Source organism: Burkholderia sp. WP9, assembly GCF_900104795.1.
Classification (GTDB): domain Bacteria; phylum Pseudomonadota; class Gammaproteobacteria; order Burkholderiales; family Burkholderiaceae; genus Paraburkholderia.
This window is the reverse complement of record NZ_FNTG01000002.1, coordinates 1,810,668-1,835,830: the sequence shown is the minus strand read 5'-3', so window position 1 is coordinate 1,835,830 and position 25,163 is coordinate 1,810,668. Positions and strand designations below refer to the sequence as shown.

The 25,163-nt window shown below is 60.4% G+C and carries 23 protein-coding genes; 18 read left to right on the top strand and 5 right to left on the bottom strand.

Features of this window, described 5'->3' with window-relative positions:
* Positions 1 to 5 precede the first annotated feature (5 nt).
* Positions 6 to 1,037 carry an L-threonine 3-dehydrogenase gene (gene tdh, locus BLW71_RS29330; RefSeq protein ID WP_091805312.1) on the top strand — a complete coding sequence of 344 codons (1,032 nt, stop codon included), beginning with the start codon at positions 6 to 8 and terminating at the stop codon, positions 1,035 to 1,037.
* Positions 1,038 to 1,112: 75 nt separating this feature from the next.
* On the opposite strand, the gene BLW71_RS29325 is transcribed toward tdh, so the two are convergent.
* Positions 1,113 to 1,763 (bottom strand): YceI family protein, encoded by a 651-nt coding sequence (locus BLW71_RS29325; protein WP_091805309.1) that lies wholly within the window; start codon positions 1,761 to 1,763, stop codon positions 1,113 to 1,115.
* A 108-nt stretch (positions 1,764 to 1,871) separates the two neighbouring features.
* Here BLW71_RS29325 and BLW71_RS29320 point away from each other — a divergent pair, with 108 nt between their 5' ends.
* The 13 genes from BLW71_RS29320 to BLW71_RS29260 all read left to right on the top strand — a co-directional run bounded on the left by BLW71_RS29320 (position 1,872) and on the right by BLW71_RS29260 (position 16,780).
* Positions 1,872 to 2,537, top strand: coding sequence for a TetR/AcrR family transcriptional regulator (locus BLW71_RS29320; RefSeq protein WP_091805305.1), 666 nt, complete (start codon positions 1,872 to 1,874; stop codon positions 2,535 to 2,537).
* Between the two features lie 13 nt (positions 2,538 to 2,550).
* Positions 2,551 to 3,030, top strand: coding sequence for a nuclear transport factor 2 family protein (locus BLW71_RS29315; RefSeq protein WP_091805301.1), 480 nt, complete (start codon positions 2,551 to 2,553; stop codon positions 3,028 to 3,030).
* Between the two features lie 211 nt (positions 3,031 to 3,241).
* Positions 3,242 to 3,760, top strand: coding sequence for a hypothetical protein (locus BLW71_RS29310; RefSeq protein ID WP_091805298.1), 519 nt, complete (start codon positions 3,242 to 3,244; stop codon positions 3,758 to 3,760).
* 602 nt (positions 3,761 to 4,362) lie between these two features.
* Positions 4,363 to 7,713 (top strand): enterotoxin A family protein, encoded by a 3,351-nt coding sequence (locus BLW71_RS29305; protein WP_177205138.1) that lies wholly within the window; start codon positions 4,363 to 4,365, stop codon positions 7,711 to 7,713.
* A 491-nt stretch (positions 7,714 to 8,204) separates the two neighbouring features.
* On the top strand, positions 8,205 to 8,702 hold the full coding sequence (locus BLW71_RS29300) for a MarR family winged helix-turn-helix transcriptional regulator (protein ID WP_091805292.1): 498 nt from the start codon (positions 8,205 to 8,207) through the stop codon (positions 8,700 to 8,702).
* Between the two features lie 24 nt (positions 8,703 to 8,726).
* Positions 8,727 to 9,134, top strand: a complete 408-nt coding sequence (locus BLW71_RS29295) for a DUF1398 domain-containing protein (RefSeq protein ID WP_091805289.1) — start codon at positions 8,727 to 8,729, stop codon at positions 9,132 to 9,134.
* The gene (locus BLW71_RS29290; RefSeq protein ID WP_091805286.1) at positions 9,131 to 9,826 is read left to right on the top strand and encodes a DNA alkylation repair protein; all 696 of its coding nucleotides are present in this window, start codon (positions 9,131 to 9,133) and stop codon (positions 9,824 to 9,826) included. Before BLW71_RS29295 ends, BLW71_RS29290 begins: the two co-directional genes overlap by 4 nt.
* A 248-nt stretch (positions 9,827 to 10,074) precedes the next feature.
* Positions 10,075 to 12,465, top strand: coding sequence for a HAMP domain-containing protein (locus BLW71_RS29285; protein ID WP_091805284.1), 2,391 nt, complete (start codon positions 10,075 to 10,077; stop codon positions 12,463 to 12,465).
* A gap of 44 nt (positions 12,466 to 12,509) precedes the next feature.
* On the top strand, positions 12,510 to 13,244 hold the full coding sequence (locus tag BLW71_RS29280; protein ID WP_091805282.1) for a methyl-accepting chemotaxis protein: 735 nt from the start codon (positions 12,510 to 12,512) through the stop codon (positions 13,242 to 13,244).
* The gene (locus BLW71_RS29275; protein WP_091805279.1) at positions 13,241 to 13,783 is read left to right on the top strand and encodes a hypothetical protein; all 543 of its coding nucleotides are present in this window, start codon (positions 13,241 to 13,243) and stop codon (positions 13,781 to 13,783) included. The genes BLW71_RS29280 and BLW71_RS29275 overlap by 4 nt, the downstream gene beginning before the upstream one ends.
* A gap of 37 nt (positions 13,784 to 13,820) precedes the next feature.
* Complete coding sequence (locus tag BLW71_RS29270; protein ID WP_091805276.1) at positions 13,821 to 14,792, top strand: chemotaxis protein CheX; 972 nt, start codon at positions 13,821 to 13,823, stop codon at positions 14,790 to 14,792.
* A 20-nt stretch (positions 14,793 to 14,812) separates the two neighbouring features.
* Entirely contained in the window at positions 14,813 to 15,178 is a 366-nt protein-coding gene (locus BLW71_RS29265) for a response regulator (RefSeq protein ID WP_007178665.1), read from the top strand.
* 855 nt (positions 15,179 to 16,033) lie between these two features.
* Positions 16,034 to 16,780: a winged helix-turn-helix domain-containing protein gene (locus BLW71_RS29260; protein ID WP_091805273.1), complete on the top strand. Its 747-nt coding sequence runs from the start codon at positions 16,034 to 16,036 to the stop codon at positions 16,778 to 16,780.
* Between the two features lie 101 nt (positions 16,781 to 16,881).
* Here BLW71_RS29260 and BLW71_RS29255 read toward each other — a convergent pair whose 3' ends face one another.
* Positions 16,882 to 17,640: an SDR family oxidoreductase gene (locus BLW71_RS29255; RefSeq protein WP_091805271.1), complete on the bottom strand. Its 759-nt coding sequence runs from the start codon at positions 17,638 to 17,640 to the stop codon at positions 16,882 to 16,884.
* 116 nt (positions 17,641 to 17,756) lie between these two features.
* Positions 17,757 to 18,716, bottom strand: a complete 960-nt coding sequence (locus BLW71_RS29250) for a GlxA family transcriptional regulator (protein WP_091805267.1) — start codon at positions 18,714 to 18,716, stop codon at positions 17,757 to 17,759.
* Positions 18,717 to 18,955: 239 nt separating this feature from the next.
* Here BLW71_RS29250 and BLW71_RS29245 point away from each other — a divergent pair, with 239 nt between their 5' ends.
* Positions 18,956 to 19,594 (top strand): HD domain-containing protein, encoded by a 639-nt coding sequence (locus BLW71_RS29245; RefSeq protein WP_091805264.1) that lies wholly within the window; start codon positions 18,956 to 18,958, stop codon positions 19,592 to 19,594.
* Positions 19,595 to 19,642: 48 nt separating this feature from the next.
* Here BLW71_RS29245 and BLW71_RS29240 read toward each other — a convergent pair whose 3' ends face one another.
* Positions 19,643 to 21,229, bottom strand: a complete 1,587-nt coding sequence (locus BLW71_RS29240; RefSeq protein ID WP_091805261.1) for a Na+/H+ antiporter — start codon at positions 21,227 to 21,229, stop codon at positions 19,643 to 19,645.
* A gap of 540 nt (positions 21,230 to 21,769) precedes the next feature.
* Between BLW71_RS29240 and BLW71_RS29235 the strand changes: the two genes are divergently transcribed.
* The gene (locus BLW71_RS29235; RefSeq protein ID WP_286162147.1) at positions 21,770 to 22,303 is read left to right on the top strand and encodes a hypothetical protein; all 534 of its coding nucleotides are present in this window, start codon (positions 21,770 to 21,772) and stop codon (positions 22,301 to 22,303) included.
* Positions 22,303 to 22,563: a hypothetical protein gene (locus BLW71_RS29230; protein WP_091805257.1), complete on the top strand. Its 261-nt coding sequence runs from the start codon at positions 22,303 to 22,305 to the stop codon at positions 22,561 to 22,563. Before BLW71_RS29235 ends, BLW71_RS29230 begins: the two co-directional genes overlap by 1 nt.
* Positions 22,564 to 22,987: 424 nt before the next feature.
* Here BLW71_RS29230 and BLW71_RS29225 read toward each other — a convergent pair whose 3' ends face one another.
* Complete coding sequence (locus BLW71_RS29225; RefSeq protein WP_091805254.1) at positions 22,988 to 23,710, bottom strand: GntR family transcriptional regulator; 723 nt, start codon at positions 23,708 to 23,710, stop codon at positions 22,988 to 22,990.
* Positions 23,711 to 23,871: 161 nt separating this feature from the next.
* On the opposite strand from BLW71_RS29225, the gene BLW71_RS29220 reads away from it, so the two are divergent.
* Complete coding sequence (locus tag BLW71_RS29220) at positions 23,872 to 25,092, top strand: pyridoxal-phosphate-dependent aminotransferase family protein (RefSeq protein ID WP_091805251.1); 1,221 nt, start codon at positions 23,872 to 23,874, stop codon at positions 25,090 to 25,092.
* Positions 25,093 to 25,163: the final 71 nt, after the last annotated feature.

Here is a 25,163-nt window from a genome sequence, read left to right as displayed (position 1 = left end):
CGCACATGAAAGCATTGGCAAAACTCGAACGCGCTCCGGGCCTCACGCTCACGGGCGTCGAGAAACCCGAAGTCGGCCATAACGACGTGATGATCCGCATCACGCGCACTGCGATTTGCGGCACGGACATTCACATCTGGAAGTGGGACGACTGGGCGCAGAAAACGATTCCTGTGCCGATGCATGTCGGCCACGAATATGTCGGTGAAATCGTCGAGATGGGCCAGGAAGTGCGCGGCTTTGCGATTGGCGATCGCGTGTCGGGCGAAGGACATATCACGTGTGGCTTCTGCCGTAATTGTCGAGCAGGCCGCCGACATTTGTGCCGCAATACGGTGGGCGTGGGCGTGAATCGTGAAGGCGCGTTCGCCGAGTATCTGGTGATTCCGGCTTTCAACGCGTTCAAGATTCCGCCCGAGATTTCCGACGACCTCGCCGCCATTTTCGATCCGTTCGGCAATGCTACGCACACAGCTCTGTCGTTCAATCTGGTCGGCGAAGATGTGTTGATTACCGGCGCCGGACCCATTGGAATCATGGCGGTGGCGATCGCCAAACATGTCGGCGCGCGCAATGTCGTGATTACCGACGTCAACGATTATCGCCTCGAACTCGCGCGCAAGATGGGCGCGACGCGTGCAGTCAACGTTTCGCGCGAATCGTTGCGCGACGTGATGGCGGACCTGCACATGACGGAAGGTTTCGACGTCGGGCTGGAAATGTCCGGTGTGCCTAGCGCGTTTACCGGCATGCTCGAAGCGATGAACCACGGCGGCAAGATCGCGCTGCTCGGCATTCCGCCCGCGCAGACCGCGATCGACTGGACTCAGGTGATCTTTAAAGGCCTCGAAATCAAGGGCATTTATGGGCGCGAGATGTTCGAGACCTGGTACAAGATGGTCGCCATGCTGCAAAGCGGTCTGGATCTCTCGCCGATCCTCACGCACCATTTCAAGGTCGACGACTATCGGGAAGCGTTCGCCACGATGCTCTCAGGTGAGAGCGGCAAGGTGATTCTCGATTGGACTGCCGCGTGAGTTAGTACGCCGACACGCGTCAGCGCGCAATCGCTGCTAGCAGCAAAAACGTCCCGCCCAACGCCCGCACCGCGCTCACCCGCCTGCGGGCGTTTTAACGAATTCGGCCTGAATGCGCACGTGAACATCGTCGCCGACAGCCGGATACCATGTCGCCAGACCGAACTTGGCGCGGCTGAAATGGCCCTCGGCGGAAAAACCGAGCGTGTCTTTTTTCGTGAGCGGATCCGGCGCAAAACCGTTGAAGGTGACGTCGAGCGTGACTGTTTGCGTGACGCCGTGAATTGTCAGATCACCGGTCAACGTGCCGCGCGATTCGCCGGTGCGCTCAAAACGCGTGCTGACGAAACGGATCTCCGGATAGCGCTCCACGTCGAGCAAGCTGGCGCTCTTCACCATTTTGTCGAGCAGAGGCACATTCGTATCGATGCTCGCGGCGTCGATCGTGACCGACGTCGTGCTCTTGTCCAGACCGCCTTCGTTCCAGTCGAGCTCCCCCTTCTTGCGATCGAACCGCGCCGTAAAGCGTGAATACTTGAAGTGATCGATGTCGAAGGTAATGCTGCAGTGATCCGGATCGATTTCATAACGGCCGGGCGGCACACGCGCTTCGTTCTGGCTGACCGAATGCGTGAGTACTTGCACAGGCGTGCAGGCCATTGCCGTTAACAACGTTGCGCTCAGCAACGCGCGCACGAACGCGGCGCGCAGACTCAGTGTGCTCATGAAGTTCGTTCCCGTTGACCGATCCCGCTCACGATAGCAGTTCGCGCGCTCACGCCGCAAAAACACAAAAGTCTTGACGAAGGAGAATGATCGTTCTACCCTTCGTTCATGGCTACTGACACTCACACTGAATCAATCTCGCCCGGCAGTGCGCGCGAGCGGCTGCTGGATGCGGCTGAAGCGTTGATCTACGCCGGCGGGATTCATGCCACCGGCGTGGACGCGATCGTCAAACAGTCCGGTACGGCGCGTAAAAGCTTTTACACGCATTTCGAATCGAAAGACGCGCTCGTGGCGGCCGCGCTCGACCGGCGCGACGAACGCTGGATGAACTGGTTTATCACCGGCACGCAGCGGCACGGCAAGACGGCACGCAAACGCCTGCTCGGCATGTTCGAGGTGCTGCGTGAATGGTTTGCATCGGAGAATTTTCACGGTTGCGCATTCTTGAATGCGTCCGGTGAAATCGCCTCCGCGGAGGACCCGATCCGGATCGTCGCGCGCCATCACAAAGAACGCCTGCTGGCGTTCGTGCGAACCGAATGCGACGAATTCGCGGCGGAGTCGGGCATGGACGCCCGCCGCGTCGCGCGCCTGTCGCGTCAATGGTTGATCCTGCTCGACGGCGCAATCGCCGTCGCGCTGGTAAGCGGCGAGCCCGACGCGGCGCTCGACGCACAAGCTGCAGCCGAAGTCCTGCTCGACGCGCAATGTGCGAGCGAGCCAGTTACACCGCCAAGCAAACGACCGCCATCCCGGCGAACCGCAACCTGACTGAGGAACCATCATGGCCGACCCGATCGAAACCCGCCCGCCGCTGCCACCGTTCACACGTGAAACCGCGATCCAGAAAGTGCGCGGCGCGGAAGACGGCTGGAACACCCGCGATCCTGAGCGTGTGTCGCTCGTCTACACGCAGGACAGCGTTTGGCGCAACCGCGCGGAGTTCACGCATGGCCGCGCGGAGATTGTCGCTTTACTGCGCCGCAAATGGGCGAGGGAACTCGACTACCGGTTGATCAAGGAACTGTGGGCGTTTACCGATAACCGCATTGCCGTGCGCTTTGCCTATGAATGGCACGACGATTCGAACAACTGGTTCCGTTCGTACGGTAATGAGAACTGGGAGTTCAACGAGCATGGACTGATGGCCCGCCGTCATGCCAGCATCAACGATATGCCGATCCGCGAAGCGGACCGTCTTTTTCATTGGCCGCTTGGCCGCCGTCCTGACGATCACCCGGGTCTGTCCGATCTCGGTCTTTGACCCGACAGGCGAACGCCCAATGCGCGTTCACCGCTCCGACATCGGTTCTCGGCTATGGTTGCGTCTGCGCTAACGGGCACGTCTCGTGCCCGGGCGTCCGAGCGTGTCCTCAACATCGTGCTGAAGGGTTGAGGTACAGTGCGCGACGGACGGCAAGCAACCCTACCCAGAACACAGATGACGCCGGCGCTCGACCGGTGGCGGAGAGGACATGCATTTTCGGCAGATCAAGAAGAACATCCGACGCGCGGCCATTGCGCTTGTAGCGAGCCTTGCCGCGGCGTCCGCCGCACATGCGGGCAACTGGTGCGAGGGTGGCGTGTGGGTCGATGCCATGCTGGGTTCGTATCACATCAACCCTGACCCGAACACCCATTTCGAACAGTTCAATCCGGGCCTCGGTGTCGAATGCTGGCTCAATAATCAATGGGCGTTGACTGCCGGCGGCTTTCGCAATTCGCTGCGCCGGCCTTCTTATTATGGCGGCGGTGTGTGGGCGCCGGAGTTCGCGCATTGGGGCATCGTGCGGATCGCGGCGATCGGCGGGATCATCTCGGGCTATAACTATGGCAATTGGGGTTTGGGCCGCGATCATACGATCGGACCGGTCGTCGCACCGATCGTCATGCTCGAATACAAGCGCGTGGGCGCGAACTTCATTGTGATTCCGCCCATCCCGTCGGACAATCTTCCGTTTACGATCGGGTTTCAGTTGAAGGTGAAGTTCTGACACGGAACGTCACCTGGACAAATAACGAGCGACCACACCTTTGGGCAATCCGGAAAATCGCCGAACAAAGCACGCCGGAATAAGCCTTTGTCAATCCGGCAAAGGTGAGACGTTCCAGGAGATCGCCAGCAAAAAGGCGAGAAACACCAGCAGGTGAGTTCACCACGACACAGGCAGAGCCACCCTGACAGTCGATGCTTCAGACGGCCACGATGAACGCGGTACGCCATATCCGCGTACCACAAGGTGGAAACCGTCGTTGCTACGATCAGCCGCAGGGTTCTCGTATTCCGCGAGATAGCCCGTTTGGTATTCCACCTCCTGGAGCATCAATCATGCGCGTCTCCGGTTCAAGCCCGAATTGCGTCCCCTGTCGCTGCTGCGAGCTTCCGAACGAGGAGCAGGACGCTACTCGACATAGCAGCACGCAACCGGCTACCCAGCCCGCGAGCGCAAATGCCGCAGTCGCCAATGCCTGCAAATCCTTGCAGGAAAAGCCACGTAACACAGGTAGCCATCCGCAGCCCTCCTCGAAAAGTCCAGGCGGGCCTCGCAATGCGCGGCCGGACTATTGCGCTGGCGACGTTCCTCGAGCGGACCTCATGACGAAACACCGCATGAATCGCCACGCTCGGCAGCAAGCGTCAGCCTTTCACGATGCGAGGACATGGTTCACCGGCAGTGCGCGCTCAATTGGGACTGACGAAGCCAGAAACGGCTACCGCGCGGGGCGCGCCGCGCCTGCCGCACCCAATCTCGCAGTCCCAAACGACGACGGCGGCCCGCGGGTCAAACGCGGCCCGGTTCTCAGCAAATGCATCAGGGATCTTGGCGGCGACGCATTGAAGGAAGGCAGCATTGCCTCCGAAGGCTTCGCGCAGCCCGAATATAAAGAAAGTCGAAATCAGGCGAGCGGCGGCCTATGTGATGGCATGGTCCGGGAAGCCATCCGCCGGCTCGATCGCGGCACGAGCGATCAGCCGACGACACCCGGATTGCCCGGTCAGCGTGAATCGACGCTCATCTCTGCGGTGCGAGCCATGCGCGCGGACACCCGTAACGCCGTCTCGCGAAGGGAGATGTTCGGTCGCATCACAAACTTCCAGACCGGTGGCGCCAAACTTGGCCTAAGCCGCTATGCGCCGCAGCCACCCATTACGTTCGCCGGCGTTAGAGACCGCAATTACCGCATCGATTTATTCAATCACCAGACACAGAATTTGCTGCGCCATCCCAACGATATCGCGTACGTCCAGCTGAGTCTGGAGTCGCCAACGGATAGAAGGGACTATGGGCACGCCATTCTCATCCAGAGAGGAGTCGGCAATCGCTATACGATTTTCGATCCCAACAATGGCGCATTCGAATATGCAAACTGGGGTAATACAGAGCAAGCGTTGAACCGCTTCATGGCAACCGCCTTCAGGACGCGCTCCTCTTTCGACGAGCTGGAAGGCGACTATCGAGTCACGCCGTTCAAACTGCAGGTGTATTCGACGACACCGTCTGAAAATCGAACGCCTACGCCAGTCCTCGGCCCGCGACCGGGAGCTGCCGGTAAGGGGCCGCCCATCCCCGAATGTGAAAACCTCATCTACCAGCGACATGCAGCCTCTTCGAATGCCCTATCACTCGATACGCTTTTTCCGGGCGGTGCGGCGCGTTCCGGCTTGCGCAGCCCAGACGAAAGCCTGGCAACCTCCGCGTTACGGGCCGTTGCCGACGGGAGAGCACAATCGCTCGGCATTTTCATCGGAAGCCTACGCAGCTTGCGGAACGATCCAGATGCACGTCAGCGGTTCATCAACAGTTCGAATTACGTTCACGACCATTTCCAGTCGGCCTCTACCAGCGTTCTGGCGAACTACATCCGGCACAGCGGCATGCATCGCGTCACGACAGCAGACGATCTCCTGAGTGAACTGAGAACACACTTCGCCGAAGCGTATAACAGCGACAGCGGCCCCGTGGCTCTGCGCAACGACTTCGCGGTTATCGATCTTTCGTTAAGCGCTGAAGCGGGAGGAACGTCGAGACGAGAGCCTAGCCGGCCGGTCGTCGTACAGCGGCTCAACCACAGTCCGGATGTTTCGCGCGATCACTACGAGCTTTACGATCCTAACTTCGGTGCCTATACGTATAACAACTTTGACGATTTGTCGGCTGCAATAGGTGGCGTCTATGACGGGGGATACAGCGCCGAAGGCGGAGTCATTGGCGCTACGACGGCATGGTTCGCCCGTGAAGCCGATTTCGCGGCTGCCGGCGTGCGCAGAGCAGACATCAGTCTGGACAACGCAGAACGAAGAGCGTGGTCAGCGCCAACCGTTCAGCTCGTCACCCCGCGCCTGGACCTGCCAACCGCACCGCCGGACAGTCGTCCTTCGATCCAGACTTATGTGGACAAGCGCTTGGAATTCAAACGTTCAACCGACTCGACATTGACCGCCGATCCGTGGGTGCTACTTCGCCCATCAACGGACAAACCGGCCGAAGTCGCGAAGAGAGGCGGGTTCGACGCTGCAATTACACCGCTGCGCGATGTCAATTTGTCCCTGCACAATTTCGACATTGCCTCCCACGAGGGGGAAACAGACAGTGGCGGCTATCTCGGGACGTTCGAAACATCGGGGGTTGCCATCGACCGCCAGCGCCATCAATCGGAGAACGGGTATATCTATGCTATCGCGCCGTCCCCTAACATGGTCAATGTGAACGCGAGCCTCGGCGCACATACTCTCGGCGCGGAAAACCATGAATTTGCCGCCATGGGCCACATCGACAACACGCAGATATTGGGTTGGTGGGAGACGAAGGACGTGAAACAAGGGCACTTATGGCACTACCACGAAAATCCTGCCTTCCGTTGGGACGTGTACAGGCGGACGTGGACTGCGGGAGCGCAACCTCAGCTTGCCCGATTTCCGATCGATAGCGCCGCCTGGAATGAACCCGAATACAAGCGGTTTTCGGCCCCGAGGCAAGAGCCTAATCTGGCGCAGGCCGAGTTCTATCTCAATACCCGTTTGCAAGTCCATCAGTTGGCGGCCCGGCAGTCAGCCGGGAAAGACTATCTGGGGCCGATGACCTTGCAGGCGTATGGCGGCGACTATCCGTACATCCTGTATGCCGACGCAGGCAAGAACGTTTGGGTCTACAACAAGACTTACGCCTCCAATCGACCCAACAGCACTACGCAATTCGTCATGGGCGAGGACGGTCGTTTCCACTTTGCGAATAACTACAGTAAGGTCCTGAGTGTAGAAAGTGATGATTCGCTCTCGGTCGGCACGATCCCCAAGGATCCGCGCAACCTGAATGGTGTTTTTCGCCTCGCTGGAAGCAATCCGTTCCATCTCGTTCATGAAGAGAATCTGAAATACCTGACTGTGGGCCTTAGCTGGGCTACGCCGTTTCTGACAGACTACGATGCCGGAGACCGGTCACGGTGGAAACTGACGGATCAGCGCGGCGCTGAGGTCACACCGCTCGCCGTCAACAAAAACTCCTATCTGCATAGCACGACCGGCACGCCCGAACAGCTGTATGCGTTCAATCAAAACCCGGATTCCCTGTTGCCGCCTGGTGCGACTCATTTCGTGACGGAAAGATTGTTTGATCCATTCAACGGTTTCAACTTTCTTGACTACGCGAACCTTGCACGTTCAACCGGCGGACTGGGTATGACCATCTCGTTGCTGAAGTCGGAAAATGCCGCATGGCTCTTCCGGGATGGCTTTTACGCAGTCCCAATCGGTAAGAACCAGCTGGAAGTGCGAACGATAGGCGGTAAGCCTGTGTGGCGCGCGACGGTCGATCCGACGACGGATCACGAGTCGTATGAGAGTCTCGGTCCAGTCTCGAGCGGTTTCAAAATTAGCGACGATGTCTGGAACGACCTTCGGTTTCGGGAAGACGCACGCTTGCGGCTGGAAGAGACGCTGCCGGCGTAGTTAGTACATTGCCGCAAGCGCATCCTGTTCAGTTTCATCAATGGTGAAGCTTTCCAGGAGGCCGTTCGAATCCGCTCAAAGGTGAGTCGTTCCAGGAGCAGATCAGCACCTCAACGCTCCGCAAACTTGCGTCAAGGTGAGGAGTTCCAGGAGATCGCGTTGAAAGGTGAGTGATTCCAGGAGGTGAGCAACCGGCGCACCGGATCCGCACCTAAGAAAAGGTGAGGATTTCCAGGGAGTTGCGATCATACGCGCTGACTGCGAGCAAGGCGGCCCGGCGGCAGGTCGCTAGATCGCCAACCGATAGGTGAGAAGATTCGGGATGCGTCGAGGTGAGAATATGGCAACCTGTCCGCGCACTTCAACCCCGAAGGTGAGGGAATTCGGGAGTGCAATGACAGGCCTTCGCCAACCTCGGTATCCGCGAATATTGACATTGGTTTCCTAGGAAACTAATATGCCGTCAATGCTCCTGGAGATGGCGTTACCCCATGCAAGGTCCTCGTCAAAAGAACAGCACCCGCGCGCCGGCTCGAAAGAAACCTGTTAGCGGACTTGAAGCGCATGTCGGTTACTGGCTGCGCTTCGTGTCGAATCACGTGTCGCATGGCTTCCAGATGAAGGTCGAAGCCCACGGCGTGACTGTGTCCGAATGGGTATTGCTGCGCGAGATCTACGACTCGGGCCCGACATCTGCCACGGCGCTCGCGGCACGCACCGGCATGAGCAAGGGTGCGGTGTCGAAGCTGCTCACGCGGATCGAAGCCAAGGCACTGCTCGAACGCGAGACGGTCGAAGAAGACCGCCGCAATCACGTCGTTGCACTGAGTACGGAAGGACTAAAACTCGTGCCTGAACTCGCGCGACTGGCCGATCAGAACGACGAAGAGTTCTTCGGCCACCTGCCCGCTGGTGTAAAAACGGCGATCGTCGACGCAATGAAAAACGTGGTCGCCGTCCACGGCCTGAAGGCGGTTCCCATCGAGTAAACGCTCTCCCTGCTGGAGATAGACATGTCCGCGAAGTTCAATGAAGCCAGCCGCCTCGTGGCTGAAGACTGTGCGAAGCGCTCGCACGAAGGCACGATCGATTTCGCCTCGGTGGTGCGCGCGCTCGGTGAGGCCGGCGTCGAATCGTACTTCACCGATTACCGTCGCGGCGAGCATACGTACTATGCGCCCGGCGGCGAGACGCACGCAATCGTATTGCCGCTACCGGACATCGCGATTGCGAATGCCTTCGACGCCGACGCGGTCAACCAGGCCGTGCGCGGCGCGCAAAGCGGCGCGGTCAAGTACGCGGAGTTCGTGAGCCGAACCATGGCTGCGGGATGCATCGGTTATTTCGTCTGGATCGCGGGACGCCAGGTGCAGTATTTCGGTCGGCGCGGCGAAGTGCACGTGGAGCGCTTTCCTCAATGACGCCTGACGCTTTCGCGAGGGACATTCAGGCGGCGCTCGCGCCGCACGCCGACGCGGAGCGCGCGCTCGCGATGCGCGCGTACATGCGCCACCAGTTCGAATTCATCGGCGTGCCGACGCCGCAGCGGCGGCAAGCGGTATTGCCGGTTTTCAAGCGGCTGCAGGTGGAGAACACCGATCATCTGCTGGCGTGTGCGCACGTTTTGTGGACCCTTCCGGCGCGCGAATTCCAGTATGTCGCGACGGATCTGCTGGCGCGTAAATGGAAGGCGCTGGGGATCAACGACATCGCGCATCTGCTGACTATCGCGCAGCAAGCTTCGTGGTGGGATTCGGTCGATCCGCTCGCGGGCGTAGTCGGCGACGTGCTGAAAGCGGCGCGGGTCGAGACGCCACAGGCGCAGGCCGTCATGGACGCGGCGCTTCAGCACGAATCACTATGGGTGCGGCGCATTGCGATGATTCATCAACTCGGCTGGCGCGAGCATACCGACGAAGATCGTCTGTTCGGGTACGCGCGTGCGCTGGCCGCGGAAAGCGACTTCTTTATCCGCAAAGCGATCGGCTGGGCCTTGCGAGATTACGCGTGGCACGCGCCCGACGCGGTGATCGGCTTTCTGTCGGCTTCACGCGACCTTATTTCACCGCTCAGTCTGCGCGAAGCGTCCAAGCATCTGCCTTCGATTCGCTGACGCTTTGAACGCTCGGACTTTTGCAGCGGTGACAAAAACGCAAATGAAAAAGCCGCTTGTTAACGGCGCTTTATCCGAAAACTTGAGAATTATATTTGACGCGTTAAATGCGGTTTAAAAGTCTGTAGTCATCGCTTAGTAACATGCGTGGGCAATACTCCGCAGCGCTGCAAGTCAGACCATATTTCGCATAAAACGCGCTGCTCCCATTGAGGGCTGACGCGAAGGCCAGACCCCGGGGGGTTCACATGACTATTCGTCATCGCATCACGCTATTGGTTGTTCTGATGTTCGTCGCCTTATCGGCGATTGGCGGCTACGCTGTCTACCAGACGCGCGGCAGCGCGGCCGAGGTGCGCAAGGTAACCGAAGGCGTCGTTCCGAGCGCGCTCGCTTCCGCCGACCTCGTGTCGCAAGTCAAAGACGTGCAACTCGCCACGATGACACTGGTCTACGCGCCCGACGCCAACATGGTCGCCCAAGCTCAGGACGAACTGAAAAAGAAGCGCGCTTCGTTGCAACAGGCGCTCGCGTTGCAGGATAAAGATGCCGCGAGCCACGCCCAGAAGGGCCTTGTTTCGCAAGCTAAAGACAGTCTCGAGAACTATTTCTCCGCGATCGCCGAGACGGCCAAAATGAAGGCCGACGGCAAGAACGAACTCGCGCAGGCCTATCTGTTCGCCAATGTCGCGCAGTATCGCGACGAACTCGAAGGAATCGTCGAGACCTTGCGCGTCGAGAAGAATCGCGAGAAAGACGAGGCGATTACCGCGCTGAACGCCACACTCGCCACGACCACCACAGCGATCGCGGCGGTCACGGGTATAGCGATCATTCTGCTGACTTCGATCGGCTCGCTGCTCTACCGTCAGATCACGCGCCCGCTCAGCCGCATGCAGGCCATGATGAGCGAGATCGCCTCCAGCCAGGATTTCACGCGGCGCGTGCCGGTAGGCCGGCTCGATGAAATCGGCCATTCGATCGTCGCCTTCAACGGCATGATCGAGAAGATTCAGGAGAGTTCGGCGCAACTCAAGCAGAAAACCGCGGACATTCAGGCGATGTTGCAGAACATGCAGCAGGGCATTCTGACGGTGATCGACGGCGCCGTGATCCACGCGGAGTACTCGGCCTATCTGGAAGACATCTTCGAAACGAAGGACATTGCCGGGCGCGGTTTGATGGATCTCGTCTTTGCCGACACGGACCTCGGTTCGGACGCGCTTTCGCAAGTCGATGCGGCCGCGCATGCCTGCCTCGGCGAAGACTGCATCAACTTCGCGTTCAATCAGCATCTGCTGGTCGGCGAGATTTCCCGACGCATGCCCGATGGCCGCGTGAAGATTCTCGACCTGAGCTGGTCGGCGATCACCGATGAAAACGACGTGATCGTGCGCCTGATGCTCTGCGTGCGCGACGTCACCGAATTGCGCAAGCTGGCCGCTGAGGCCAGCGAGCAGCGCCGCCGACTCGACATGATCGGCGAAATTCTCGCGGTCAGTGAAGAGAAGTTCCACCATTTCATCGAGAGTTCGGCCGGCTTTATCAGCGAGAACGAGCGGATCATTCGCAAGCATTCGGCGGCGGATCACGCGGCGATTGCCGAGTTGTTCCGCAATATGCACACCATCAAGGGTAATGCCCGCACTTATAACCTGCAGCATCTGACCAACGTCGTTCACGAAACGGAACAGAGCTATCACGAGCTGCGCCAGCCGGACGCGGGCCGCTCGTGGGATCAGGAGCATCTGATGCGCGAACTGACGCGCGTGCGCGAAGCGATCGAGAGCTACGCGAAAATCAACGAACAGAGCCTTGGCCGCAAGGGCAAAGGCCAGATTAACGACGCGGGCAACTCGGCTCACTACGTGATGGTCGCGAAAGAGCATATCCAGCACACGCTGAGCATGCTGGAGCAGACCGACGCCGGCGAACTGCACGAACTTCAGTCCATGCGCGAAGCGCTGCGCCGCACGCTGCGTGCACTAGGCAGCGAAAGCGTGCGCGACGCGCTATCCGGCGTGCTGGACTCGCTGCCGTCGCTTGCGAGCGAGTTGGGCAAGCCCGCGCCGAACGTGCATATCGACGACAACGGTTACCGTCTGCGTGGCGAGGCCGGCGGCACGTTGAACAATGTGTTCATGCATCTGTTGCGCAACTCGATGGATCACGGCATCGAAACCGCAGAGACACGCAGCGAGCACGGCAAGAAGCCGGCCGGCACGATCCACATTGAAGTGGGTGTGGACAGCGGCGCGTTGCAGATCACGCTGAGCGATGACGGCCGCGGCCTCGCGCTCCATCGCATTCGCGGTATCGCAATGGAACGCGGCTGGATTGGTAGCAACGACACGCTGAGCGATGAAGCGATCGCCGATTTCATTTTCCGGCCGGGCTTCTCGACTGCGGAAACGGTCACGGAATTATCGGGCCGTGGAGTCGGCATGGACGCCGTGCGCGATTTCCTCAAGCGTGCGAACGGCAGCATCGAGCTGCGCTTTACCGACGATCAGAAGGGCGCGGCGTTCCGTCAGTTCCAGACGATTGTTTGCCTGCCGGATAGCGTCGCCGTCGATACGCTCGGTGTGGAAGCACGCGGCGAAGCCGGCGCGCTGCAACTCGCCGCGATGGCGGACTGAACGCCGCATCGGCGTACGGCGCGACGGAATTCGAAGGAACGGTTGTGATTCAACAGTATGTATTGGCGGCGGCAGCAGGCAGCGCGGTGACCGCGCTGCTGGCATTTGCCGCCCACAAGCTGCACAGCGCGAAGCTGACGGCACAGTTGCGCGCCGAAGCGCAAACGCGGATCGACACGCTCGAAGCCGGGCAGGCCCAGCATGGCGGCGCCATTCGCGAGCGTGAGCAGGCTGAGCAGGCATTGCATTCGCTGACCACGCAGCTACGCGAGGAACTTGCGCTCCAATCGGCTCGCGCCGACGAACTGCGTGACGCGCTGAAAGCGGCCACCGAGGACAAAGACCAGTTGGCGCATCAGGCCCGGCAGATCGCCGGCGAGGCCGAGCGCCTGAAGAGTCTCGGCGCGACATTCGAGCGCTGGCACGAACAGATGATTTCGCTCATGACGCAAAACCACGACATGCACGCGAAGAATCAGGAGCTGTCCTCGATTGTGCGGCACGTGGTGATCGTGTCGCTGAACGCGTCGATCGAAGCGGCGCGAGCGGGTCCGGCGGGCCGCGGCTTCGCGGTGGTGGCGAGCGAAGTTCGCTCCCTCGCCGCGCGTTCCGAAGAGTTGTCGAAAAGCTATCGCGACAGCCTGCATCGCAATGACTTGACCACGACGTCGACGTTTCAGGACATTCAGGCCGGCGGCAAGATGATCGCGGCGTCGCTCGCCAGCGTCGAGTCGCTGGCCAATCAGTTTCATTCTAAGCTGCACGAGGTGGCGGTGTGATTTCGGCCCACGCCAGGGACAGCTTCGAGCGCATTTTCCGCCAGGCGGCCGAAGTGCGCTTGCCGCTGGATGCCGGCGATCTGTGCGAGATTGCGCCGCTTGCCGAGGCCGGCCTTGGCGCATCCAAAGACTCGCAAGTGGTCGTGCTGACCATTTCGTCGATCGTGTTCAGGCTGCTGCTGATCCTTCGTTTCGACGAAGACGACAGCACTCGAGCCTACTACCTGAAAGACACCGCCGACGAGCGGCCCTTCCAGGAGGTCTTTCTGGAAATCTGCAATCTGTGTTGCGGGGCGATGAATCAGGCGTTGTTGCGCTACTTTCCAGACCTCGGCATGTCGACGCCTTACGTGCTGAACGCGCGTTGCCTGCCGCATCTGCATGAATTGAAGCCGGGTCTGCTGTCGTCGTATTCGGTCACGCTGAATGGTACCGTGCGGCTCGCCGCGACGGTATGCGTGTGTGCGCATGCGCCGATCGACTTCATCGCCGACACTGGCGCGCTCGAAGAAACCAGCGGCGAGCTGGAGTTGTTTTGATCAGGCGGCGAATCCCCGCTGCGAGCAGGAACGCAACATGAACATGAACAAGCCGGTCAGCAAGGTGCTGGTGCTGGACGATTGCCCGGCTCACAAAGAGGCGCTGAAGCGCTTTTGCGACGAGAACAACCTGGTCGGCGTCAAGGTCGGCAAGAACCGCTTGCAGTCGGTGCTGCGCTCGAATATCGATCTGGGCGCGGTGTTGTTTGCCGAGCATTACGGCGGCTCGCCGGAAGCCAGCGCCGAGATCGCGATCAGGATCAACGCGGTGCGTCCCGAGTTGCCGATCATCATGAGGCGGGACGACGGCCCTGGCATGGACGGCTTGCCGGAGAGCTTGCGGCGCGTGGTCTGCGCGGCGTACGTTGCGCACGATATGGCGCCGCTGCGGCAGGTGATCGACGAGTACATTTTCAGCCTCGATTATCCGAACGCACTGGTGCGCGGCATCGCCGACATGACACAGGCCATTCTCGGCGACGTGTTCAAGGATCTGACCATCACGTGCGACACGCCGCATATCGTGCGCGACCGCATCATCTTCGGCGAGGTGTTCAGTCTGATTCCGCTCGAAAGCGCATGGTGCCGAGGTTACATGATGATGCAGGCCGAAGAGACACCGATTCTCGACCTGCTGGATCGTTACCGGATGATCGACGACGCGCAACACGGCGAAGCCGACTTCCGCGACCTGAACAGCGTGCTCGGCGAAGTGACGAACCTGATCTGGGGTTCCTTCAAGAACCGCTATGTCGGCGATGCGGACGCCTGGGCGCGCAGCCAGGTGCAGGTGCCGCTGCTGGTGAATCACAAGCACAAGTACATCTCGTTCGGCAGCGGTAATCCGCAATTGTGCTTCACGTATTGGTTGAAGGACCCGCAGTCGAGTCGGGCGGTCAAGTTGCATCAACGTTTTGTGTTCAGCCTGAGCTGGTCGCCGGAGGATTTCAAGGAAGTCTCGGACGACGTCGGCGCAATGGTCGAGGCAGGCGAACTGGATCTGTTCTGAGTGTGATCATAGGAAAAAACATGTCGAAAATTTTGGTGGTGGATGATTCGAGCACGGTGCGCGACGAAGTGGCCGGCTTTCTGAAGAAGAACGGTCTTGACGTCGACACGGCGGTGGACGGCAAGGACGGCCTCGCCAAGCTGAAGGCCAGCCCCGGCATCAAGCTGGTGATCAGCGACGTCAACATGCCGAATATGGACGGCCTCACGATGGTCGAGAAGATTCGCGGCGAGCTCGCGAACAAGACCGTCAACGTCATCATGCTGACCACCGAGAGCAGCCCGGCGATGAAGGAGCGGGGCAAGGCGGCCGGCGTCAAGGGATGGATCGTCAAGCCGTTCAAAGGCGACGCCGTGCTGGAAACGTTCCGCAAACTGGCGAGCTAAACGCTGCTGCGCGAGAGTCGCACGCAAAGGTGAGTGTTTTCGGGAGCCGCGTGCAAACGTGTCTTTGAGTCGGTTTCCGCATTCGCTGCGGCGGTCGAAACACGCTAAATACGCGAACAAACCGATCCGCGCGGTGATTGAGGCCGCGCATCCGGACACGCTCGCTCGTTCAAAGGTGAGGATATTCGGGACCTTTCCTGTATCGCGTGAAGGCGCTCAGAAAGCATGGTTCGTTGAGGCGCGCGGTCCGTGCGCATGCTCCGCTCAAGGACCTCGGATCGAACACGGTGAGTGGCGGAATCGATCGGCACTCACCCGGCCCCTGTTTCAGCACGATGGTGTCGAGGGCCGGACCACATCGTTCAAAACACCCATTCTCTCGCGCAAATCGCGCATTTCCATCTTGAGGCAAGGCCCGCACACGCACGGCCGCTTACCTGGGTATGCAAATTACTCTGCCGGTTCTAAAGGTGAGGGTTTGCGGGAGTGGCCTGTTCTCAAGCATCCGGGCCACGCCCAGCTTGCCCTTGCGGCCTGCCCCCAAGCTCGAAAGGTGAGCGTTTTCAGGAGCAGTTCAACGCGCGCCTCGTGCCAAACCCAAAGCGCTCCATGCCAAAGGTGAGCCTTTTCGGGAGCGAGACGGCAACGCTTACGGGGCGGCACATGCGGCGTGCCATATCACGTTCCGAGTTGAAAGAGTTGGGAAGAAATTGGCAACCTTGGGGGCTGTTCCGCGTTTTGAGAACACCCGCATGCAGGGATGATGGCGACGCGGACGACAGCGGGCGCGGATTGACTATATCCGCACGCCAGGTGCCTGTCTCTGAACAACGATCGTCTCCTGGAATCAGTTGGATGAGTCAGCATATTCTTTTCGTGGGCGCCGATGCCGGCTTGACTGCCGTGGTGGGCGAATCATTGCGCGGCCAGGGCTGCGGTGTGTCCGCACGTCCGCCGGGCGCCGGGCTCAAGCATGTGGTCGAGATGGAACGGCCTTCGCTGCTGGTGCTCGACATTTCGGCGCCGCATGGCGATGGTCTCGCCGTCTTGCGCGACCTGCGCATGGGCGGCAACGATGTGCCCGTGATTCTGCTCTCGTCGAGCAACAAGGCGATTGATCGTGTGATCGGTCTCGAACTCGGGGCCGACGACTTCATGAGCAAGCCCGCCGACCCTGCCGAACTGCTCGCCCGCATTCGCGTGCTGCTACGGCGGCGCGGCACGGTCGCTCCGGGTGCGCCGGAGACGCGGCCGCCGTATCGCTTTGGCCGCTGCGAACTGAACTTCTCCGCGCGCGAATTGCGCCGCGACAACGAGCACTTCGCGTTGCGCAGTTCCGAGTTCGCGTTGCTCAAGATCTTCGTCAATCACGCGATGACCGTGCTCACGCGCGTGCAGCTCAACGAGAAGCTGCGCGGCAATAGCGTGTTGCATCAAGGGCGTAGCCTCGATGTGTCGATCTGGCGGCTGCGTCGTCTGATCGAAATCGATCCTTCCGAGCCGCGTTACGTGCAAACCGTGTGGGGACGCGGCTATGTGTTCGTGCCGCACGGCGAGCTGGGTGCGGCCGAGCGCGGCGCGCTGGTCGCGCCCGGCGTGTAGATCAGCGGCGAGCGACCCAAAAGGTGAGACTTTTCGGGAGCGCTCGATGCGATCCAATGTCGCGCCGTTTTTCGCTCCGTGTTTTGCGCCGTTTTTGCTGGTTACGCCGGCTTCGCGATCTCGCGAATGTCGGCGACCGGCGTTTGACCGAAAGCATCGCTCAATGCGTAGTCGAGCAACTGGGTAGCGCATTGTTCAGGTGACGACAGTTGGCCGTTGCGCTTGAGCTCTTCGAATTTCTCGCGCATTGGGAACTGTTCGGCCCCGCTTCCGCGAATCTCGGCCTGCATATTCGTATCGATCACGCCCGGCGCCAGACTGCAGATACGCAGCGCGCGATTCGCATCGAGCGAGACGGCGCGCGCGTGATGATCGAGCGCGGCCTTCGTTGCACAGTAGGTGCTCCATCCGGCATACGCGTTGCGCGCCGCGCCGCTGGAGATGTGCACGATGCGCCGGTCGGTTGCGTCGGCGGCGGCTGCGGCGAGCGCGCTGGCGAGCATCAACGGCGTGGCGACATTGAGGCTCACCGCGCTTGCGATGGCCGCTGCGTCTTGTCCTTCAATCGGGCCGATCGGCTGCACCATCCCCGCGTTGTTGATCAGCAGCACGGTTTGCGCGCCGCTGACGAATTCGCGCAACGCATGAGTCGCGATCCATTGCGAGACGCGGGTCGTGTCGGCGAGTTCGAGTTCGATTTCTTCGAGCAGCGCCGGGAAATGGTTTTTGAGCGTGGCATGACGCGAGCGGGACAAACCCAGCACCGCGATTCCGCGAGCAAGAAGTTGTTCGGCGAGCGCCGCGCCCAGGCCACGGTTGTGGCCGGTGACGATCGCACGGATCGGAGAAGAGGTGGTCATGTCGGTCCTTGAAATCGTTGGCGTGAGCAAGGCCGCTATTTTCTCACGCAATATTTTCCTGCGTCTTGCGCCCTGTGCCGACCGTCAGACGCGTTCATGTCCGCGTACGCTCAGGTTCAAGGCGAGCGAAAGCGTTCCCGATACTGCATGGGCGTCGCGCCGATCCGCTTGGTGAAGACAATGCGCATGCGATCTGCTGTGCCGAAGCCGCAGTCGTACGCGATCGCCTTGAGCGCCGCGCCACTGCTCTCGAGCAGCTTGCGCGCGGCATCGACACGAGCACGCTCGACGAATTCATGCGGCGTCACGCCGGTCTCCTGCACGAACACTCGCGCGAAGTTGCGCGCGCTCATCCCTGCGACGTCGGCCAGTTGCTTCACCGTGAAGCTCTCGCGAATCCGTTCCATGACGTGCGCCTGGACTTTGGCAACGGGCGACGTCTCGTCGACGGGCGCGGTCAGGTAGGGGCTGAACTGCGACTGGCCACCTTGCCGCTGCGCGAACACCACCAGGCGTTTGGCGACCGCGAGCGCGATGTGCGGCCCATGATCTTCAGCAACCAGGGCGAGCGACAGATCGATGCCGGCCGTCACGCCGGCTGATGTGACGAGTGGTCCGTCGCGCAGGTAAATACGGTCGAAATCGACGCGCGCGTTGGGAAATTGCGCCGCCAGTTGTGCTGCATGCTGCCAGTGCGTGGTGACGTGGCGGGCATCGAGCAGGCCCGCGTGGCCGAGCGCGAATGCGCCGGTGCAGATGGAACCGTAACGGCCGCCCTGCGTGGCGACGTTGGCGAGCCACTCCAGCACGCGCGCGTCGGGCGCACGATCGGGCAGCGCGGGCCCGCCCGCGACAAGGGCAAGATCGAACGGACGACGCGCTTCGCTGAAGGTGGCGTCGGCGACCAGCGTCATGCCGTTGGACGCTCGCAATGGTGCGGATCCCGCGCCGATCAGCTTCACCTCGTAGTGATCTTCGGGCGCGGTGAAACGGTTGGCTTCGGAAAACACGTCGACGGGGCCGGCGACGTCGAGCGCCTGCACGCCGGGAAAGATGGCGATCGCAACGGTGGGCATCGAAAACTTCCTGTGACGATGGACGGACTCCGCATGCCGCGGCAGTCAACGCGGTGCGTTTGGCAGTGTTCAACGGTCCACGACGATTGTTTGCGGCGGCGCGTTGACCAATACTGGACTTCATCGGACGCGTTGCTTGAATCGCTGAAATAAGCGCCGCGGACCAGCATACCAAACGCGCTTTCAAGTCACAAAGACCGCGCGTTCCGTTCATTCGAATCCATTACGGAGTTCATTACATGACCACGATCGCAGGCATTCAGATTCCCGACAGCATGATGGCGCGCGAAGCCACCCAACTCGTGCGCGATACCGAAACCGACTTGCTGTATCACCATTCACGGCGCGTTTTTCTGTTCGGCTCGCTGGCTGGCGCGCGCAAGCAGCTGAAGTACGATCCCGAACTGCTGTACATCGGCGCGATGTTTCATGACATGGGGCTGGTTGCGCCGTATAGCAGCGAGCACGACCGCTTCGAGGTGGACGGCGCGAACGCGGCGCGTGATTTCCTGCGACGTCACGGCATTGGCGAGGACGACATCGATCAGGTGTGGAACTCGATCGCACTGCACACGACGCCTGGCATTCCGCAGCATATGAAGCCGGTGATCGCGCTGGTCACGGCGGGCGTGGAGATGGACGTGCTGGGGCTCGCCTACGATGAATTTACCGAGCACCAGCGCCACGAGGTCACGCACGCGCATCCGCGAGGCGCGCATTTCAAGGAAGGCATTATCGACGCGTTCGCGCACGGCACGATTCACAAACCGGAGACCACCTTCGGGAACGTGAAAGCGGACGTGCTGGCGCTGAAGGACCCGCATTACCATCGCGAGAATTTCTGCACGATGATTTTGGGTTCGGCGTGGAAGGAGTGAGTTGCCGGTGAGCGTTACGAGCCAATTCGGAGCAGATGACATAGGCGCTCAGCCCCTGCCATGCAACGCGGCGATCTCCTGCAGATCGAGATCGTGTTCGAGAATGGTCAACAGTTCATCGTGAAGCAAGCCCGTTCGATGCAGATGCAATAGCTCGATGCGAGCCGCGGAGACGGCTGCCAGCACAACGTCGTAATGGGCAGCGCGTTCTGCGGCGGGGAAGGCTGCTTCGTTCTGATAGCCCTGCGTGATGCGCGCGCGGTAACTGTACTGTTCCAGCAAACGTGGATGAATCACGCTGCCATCCGGCCCGTGCACCAGCGGCTGGATCGCGGCGAGTTGCGCGGCTTCGAGCCGTGCCCACGCCTGCGGCTCGGTCAGATGCCGTGCGTTTCGTTCGGCCGCGTGGTCCGGATTGATCCATTGAATCAGTGGTCCGATCGTCGTGCCCTGCCCGAGCACCGTTACCAGAATCACGGCAAATGAGGCGACCAGAATCAGATCGCGGCCGGGCATGGTCTCCGGCAAGGAGAGCGCGATAGCCAATGTGACCACGCCACGCATGCCCGCCCAACTCGTGACAGTAGCCGAGCGCCAGTCGGCCGTGCCGCCCTCGCGACGCGTCAATTTGCACACGAGCGCTTTCAACCATTCCGTCACGAAGACCCACACGAAGCGTGACAGCACGACCGCCGCGAGCACCGCGCCGACGGCCGGCGCGAATGCGGTCAACGTATCGCCGACGCCGCCCAGCCGCACGATCACGCCGCGCAGCGATAGCCCGATCAGCATGAACACCAGCGCTTCCATCAGGAAGATCAGGACCTGCCAGAAGGCGGTGCCGCGCATTCTCACCGCGGCCGAGAAGACTTCGTGCTGATGCCAGCCGAGCACCATCCCGCAGCTCACCGTCGCGATCACACCCGATACATCCAGCACGTCCCCGACGATGTAGCTGATCCAGGCAGAAAGCGTCGATGCGACGATGACAAGGTACGCGTCGTCGAGATAGCGCAGCAGCTTGACGACCAGGAAGCCGACCGCCACGCCTACCGTCACGCCGCCCAACGCGAGCACGGCGAAGCGTCCAATCGCATGCTGTGCGCTGAACGTACCGGTTAGCGCGGCCGCGACGGCGAAGCGGAACAGCACGAGGCCGGCGGCGTCGTTGAGGAGGCTTTCGCCTTCGAGGATCACCATCAGGCGGCGCGGTAGCGCAACGCGTTCGAGCACGGCCTTCGCGGCGACGGCATCTGGCGGCGAGACGATCGCACCCAACGCGAAGCAGGCGGCCCATGGCAACGCGGGCACGACCCAATGCACGACCAGACCGACGGCGAGCGTAGTGAACGCGACGGCGCCGATCGCGAGCAGCAGGATGCCGCCGAGATTGCGCTTGAACTCGTCCCAAACGGAGAAGTAGGCGCCGTCCATGAGGAGCGGCGGCAGGAACACGATCAGGACCAGCTCGGGGTCGAGATTGAAGCGCGGGAGTCCGGGCACGAAGGCCATCGCCGCACCGCCGACCAGCAGTGCGGCGGCTGGCGGCAGACGCAGCCGCTTGGCGAGCAGTTCCAAACCGATAATCGCGACGAGCGACAGCAGAACGACTTTGAAGCCCATGACGGACGACATGCGCGGCCTCGCTGGGTGGCAGGAGAACTACTTTTTATCACACGGTGGGTGGGGTGCCTGTGGTTGCGCCGACACAGGATAGGTGTGTGGTATCAATCACTTGGGTGGACTCTGCGCAGGTTGTCCACAGCCTTGCGAACAATTTGTGGGGATAACTGACGCGCGCCTGCCAGGAGGATGCGGGTTGCCGCCAGTTGCATTCCTCCGCACCGTCGGTGACAAAACCATTCGCTTCAAGCACTTAAGCGTGCAGCCCCCGAGTTATCAACAGCCCTGTCAACACAAACTGGGGATAACGTGTCCTGCGATGCACAAGGTCTCCAAATATCTACTCCACTTGAATCGACAACCTGGTAGTTGGCACACGACCTCCGGTTGTCCGTGTCATCGGCACACGGCCCGTCTTTTGTGGGGAATATCGTTCACCAAAGAACCTGATATCTGCGCTTGATCTCCACGGCGAGAATGCGGAGCTTATTTTTCTGAAGTGAAGGCGGTGCGCCAGTTCTTGAGCCTTGGCTCAACCCTATCTGACGATTTTTGTTAAAGGTTCCTACAGCTTGCGTTGGCAATGATGCCGAACTGGGTGTCTGGCTGACGAACTGGGAACTCGGGAACGACCCGGTTGCGCCACCTGCGAACCTGACAGGACTCCAGTCGGATGCTCCAGCATTTGTGCCTGATATCTGCGTCGAATGCTACATGGCCTGGAAGGCGTTGCCGACAGGTAAGCTATTCGGCCAGGAACTGGGCGAAACACTGCCGGCATGGCGCGAAACCACCGAGTTGATGCTGAGCGATCAGGCGCAGGTTCCCTATCCTTCGCTCGTGCCGGATTTGACGAGTTCTGCGAAGCGGTCAACGCTTTACAGCGCTCTTTTCAAATCTGGAACCGGCGACGGCGGATTAGTGAAGTGCGGTGGCCGGGAAGATCACGAAACAGCATGCTTCGCACAGTATGATGCTCAGATGACTATGTGCAATTCGGTTGCTCGTCATATGGGCGGCGCGCGGGCAATCGCGCTGTGTAAAGAGAAGGCATTTCAAATCTATCAAAAATGCAGAGGATATTAATGGAAAAAAATAGACCGTTTTCCATAGTCCTGACCTACATCGAAGATCGTCAACAGTTTGCAGTGCAAGCGGTTGAGCGAAGCAGATTGGCACCGGTCGTGGCCGGGACGTTTGAGGTGCCGATTCTGCTGGACGAGCATAGGTTCAAGCTTGACGATGCGTTCGCGCGAAGGCTTGGGGCAGCGATGCTTACGCTGATTGCATTGGGGCAGCCTGAGCTTAACCAATACATGAGTCTTACAGAGGATCCGATCGACTAACTTGATGGAGACAATGAGAACCGAGCCTTAGAGAAATAGACTCTGCTTAGAGAAATAGACTCTGCTCTGCACCTGAAAAGAGCGGGGACGCGGTTACTGCGCTGCAGGCTGCCAAGGATAGGGGCGATACAGAAGGCATGGTCGCCGCGCTGGTTGACTACAACAATTGGCGCGAAGGAGGTGATTCGCGTGCCGAACTGCACGCGACTGGCGGTGTGGTGAATTGGTTGCCTTGGCAGCCGCAGTGCGTTCAGCACGATTGGCGGCGCTGCCGGTGCGGGTATGTCTTCGCTCCTTGCGCCGCAGACAAAGAACTTAGCGACGCCGTTGCAGGTGCGACGGGCTCGTCGCTGATCGGCCACCTGACCGGGAACATCGCATCGGCCAAACACCGCTTAGGTGCCTTAGCTCAACCCGCCCCGCCTCAAACCTTCAACCCCCCCGCCGCCGCTTCCTGCGATTGCACCTGCAAAACCGCATCGCGCTTATCAAGCAGATGCTGCCGGAGAATCGCGCTCAGCTTCTTCCCGTCACGCGCCTCGAGCGCCTTGAGCATTTCGTCGTGGTCGTGAATCGCCCGGTCCCATTTCGGAACCTGAAAATTCGACCTGAACCGGAGCGCCTGCAAGCGTCGATTCACCGAGACATAAGTCTGCCGCAGTGCTGAATTCCTGGCCGCCTCGTTGATCTTGTCGTGAATTGCCTGATTCCTGCTGTAGTACCCCGCCAGATCATTTTGCGTACGGCACGCGAGCATGGCGTAATGCAGCGCCTTGATCTCGGCGAGTTCGGCCGCCGTCATCCGCTCAGCCGCCAACTCGCCCGAAAAAGCCTCGAGACCACTCATCAACTCGAAGGTCTCGCGCAACTCGGCCTCCGACATCTTCGACACGGACGCGCCGCGATTCGGCGAAATCTCGATCAGCCCTTCGGCGGCCAACACCTTCAGCGCCTCGCGCAACGGCGTGCGCGAAATGCCGAGCGTTTCGCACAGCTCGCGCTCGTTCAGTTTCTTTCCCGGCTCCAGCACGCCTTCGACGATAAAGCCGCGAATGTGCTCCACCACCGTATCGTGCAAGCGCTGCCGCTCGACCTTCGGCATGAGCGGCGACGGGGAGATGCCCGCCTCGAAATCCGAATTTTGCATACAAAAGCCCTCCACATCTCATTAGGCGGGATTTTATAGGAAGCTGAAAGATTAGTTAACGGCGCGGGTAAACACCGGTGTCGACGGCCAACTTTCGCCTTGGGTCGCTGAAGATCGTCTGATATAGTTTTTTGAATGCAAAATTCAATCGGAGGAGCCCAATGCTCAAATTAGACTTTCACCCCGCTGGCCGTCACTTTTTGCAGATCCCGGGTCCGAGCCCGGTGCCCGACCGTATCCTCCGGGCGATGAGCTATCCGACCATCGACCATCGCGGCCCGGAGTTCGGCGAGTTGGGTCTCGCGGTACTCGACGGCATCAAGAAAATCTTCAAGACGCAGCAGCCCGTGGTGATTTACCCGGCCTCGGGCACGGGCGCCTGGGAAGCGGCGCTGTCGAACACGTTGAGCCCCGGCGATCACGTACTGATGTTCGAGACTGGCCACTTCGCCACGCTGTGGAAAAAGATGGCGGAAAGCCTTGGGCTGAAGCCGGAGTTTCTCGGCCTGCCGGGCATTGAAGGTTGGCGTCGCGGCGTACAGCCGCAAATGATCGAGGAGCGCCTGCGCGCCGACACACAACACACCATCAAAGCGGTGTGCGTGGTGCACAACGAAACGTCGACCGGCGTGACCTCCGACATCGCCGCCGTGCGTCGCGCAATCGACGCTGCGGGTCACCCGGCCTTGCTGCTGGTCGACACGATCTCGGGCCTCGCCTGCGCCGACTACCGTCATGACGAATGGGGCGTCGACGTTACCGTCTCGGGCTCGCAAAAGGGTTTGATGCTGCCTCCGGGCATCAGCTTCAACGCGATCTCGCCGAAGGCCATGGCCGCCAGCAAGCAGGCAAAACTGCCGCGCAGCTTCTGGGACTGGAGCGACATCGTCGAGATGAACAAGACGGGCTACTGGCCGTACACACCCAACACGAACCTGCTTTACGGCCTTAACGAAGCGCTCGAAATGATTCTCGGCGAAGGGCTCGACAACGTGTTCGCCCGTCACGAACGTCTCGCCGAAGCGACGCGTCGCGCAGTGCGCGCATGGGGCCTGGAGATTCAGTGCGCCGATCCGTCGGTGTATAGCCCAGTGCTCACGGGCGTGATGATGCCCGACGGTATCGACGCCGATGCGGTGCGCAAACTCATCTATGAACGCTTCGACATGTCGCTCGGCACGGGTCTCGGCAAGATGAAAGGACGCATGTTCCGCATCGGCCATCTCGGCGACTGCAATGACCTGATGCTGCTGGCCACGCTTGCCGGTTGCGAGATGGGACTGCGGCTCGCGGGTGTGCCCCTCAAGGAAAGTGGCTTGCCTGCCGCTATGGAGTGGTTGAGCCAGCCGATCAAGACGCAAGGCCTGAGTATCGCGGCCTGAGTATCGCGCGCGACCAGCGACTCGCAGAGATAGGGAAGGCATGCTGCGCTTCCCTCAAGGAGCCGCGCATA

Bases quoted from the DNA above. Each gene is read 5' to 3' on its own strand.
- BLW71_RS29325 (WP_091805309.1), bottom strand. From the start codon at position 1,763: ATGAGCACACTGAGTCTGCGCGCCGCGTTCGTGCGCGCGTTGCTGAGC.
- BLW71_RS29240 (WP_091805261.1), bottom strand. From the start codon at position 21,229: ATGTCGTCCGTCATGGGCTTCAAAGTCGTTCTGCTGTCGCTCGTCGCG.
- BLW71_RS29295 (WP_091805289.1), top strand. From the start codon at position 8,727: ATGTCCGCGAAGTTCAATGAAGCCAGCCGCCTCGTGGCTGAAGACTGT.
- BLW71_RS29305 (WP_177205138.1), top strand. From the start codon at position 4,363: ATGACGAAACACCGCATGAATCGCCACGCTCGGCAGCAAGCGTCAGCC.
- BLW71_RS29225 (WP_091805254.1), bottom strand. From the start codon at position 23,710: ATGCAAAATTCGGATTTCGAGGCGGGCATCTCCCCGTCGCCGCTCATG.
- BLW71_RS29245 (WP_091805264.1), top strand. From the start codon at position 18,956: ATGACCACGATCGCAGGCATTCAGATTCCCGACAGCATGATGGCGCGC.
- tdh (WP_091805312.1), top strand. From the start codon at position 6: ATGAAAGCATTGGCAAAACTCGAACGCGCTCCGGGCCTCACGCTCACG.
- BLW71_RS29230 (WP_091805257.1), top strand. From the start codon at position 22,303: ATGGAAAAAAATAGACCGTTTTCCATAGTCCTGACCTACATCGAAGAT.
- BLW71_RS29255 (WP_091805271.1), bottom strand. From the start codon at position 17,640: ATGACCACCTCTTCTCCGATCCGTGCGATCGTCACCGGCCACAACCGT.
- BLW71_RS29260 (WP_091805273.1), top strand. From the start codon at position 16,034: ATGAGTCAGCATATTCTTTTCGTGGGCGCCGATGCCGGCTTGACTGCC.
- BLW71_RS29220 (WP_091805251.1), top strand. From the start codon at position 23,872: ATGCTCAAATTAGACTTTCACCCCGCTGGCCGTCACTTTTTGCAGATC.
- BLW71_RS29315 (WP_091805301.1), top strand. From the start codon at position 2,551: ATGGCCGACCCGATCGAAACCCGCCCGCCGCTGCCACCGTTCACACGT.
- BLW71_RS29250 (WP_091805267.1), bottom strand. From the start codon at position 18,716: ATGCCCACCGTTGCGATCGCCATCTTTCCCGGCGTGCAGGCGCTCGAC.
- BLW71_RS29285 (WP_091805284.1), top strand. From the start codon at position 10,075: ATGACTATTCGTCATCGCATCACGCTATTGGTTGTTCTGATGTTCGTC.
- BLW71_RS29300 (WP_091805292.1), top strand. From the start codon at position 8,205: ATGCAAGGTCCTCGTCAAAAGAACAGCACCCGCGCGCCGGCTCGAAAG.
- BLW71_RS29310 (WP_091805298.1), top strand. From the start codon at position 3,242: ATGCATTTTCGGCAGATCAAGAAGAACATCCGACGCGCGGCCATTGCG.
- BLW71_RS29290 (WP_091805286.1), top strand. From the start codon at position 9,131: ATGACGCCTGACGCTTTCGCGAGGGACATTCAGGCGGCGCTCGCGCCG.
- BLW71_RS29320 (WP_091805305.1), top strand. From the start codon at position 1,872: ATGGCTACTGACACTCACACTGAATCAATCTCGCCCGGCAGTGCGCGC.
- BLW71_RS29270 (WP_091805276.1), top strand. From the start codon at position 13,821: ATGAACATGAACAAGCCGGTCAGCAAGGTGCTGGTGCTGGACGATTGC.
- BLW71_RS29265 (WP_007178665.1), top strand. From the start codon at position 14,813: ATGTCGAAAATTTTGGTGGTGGATGATTCGAGCACGGTGCGCGACGAA.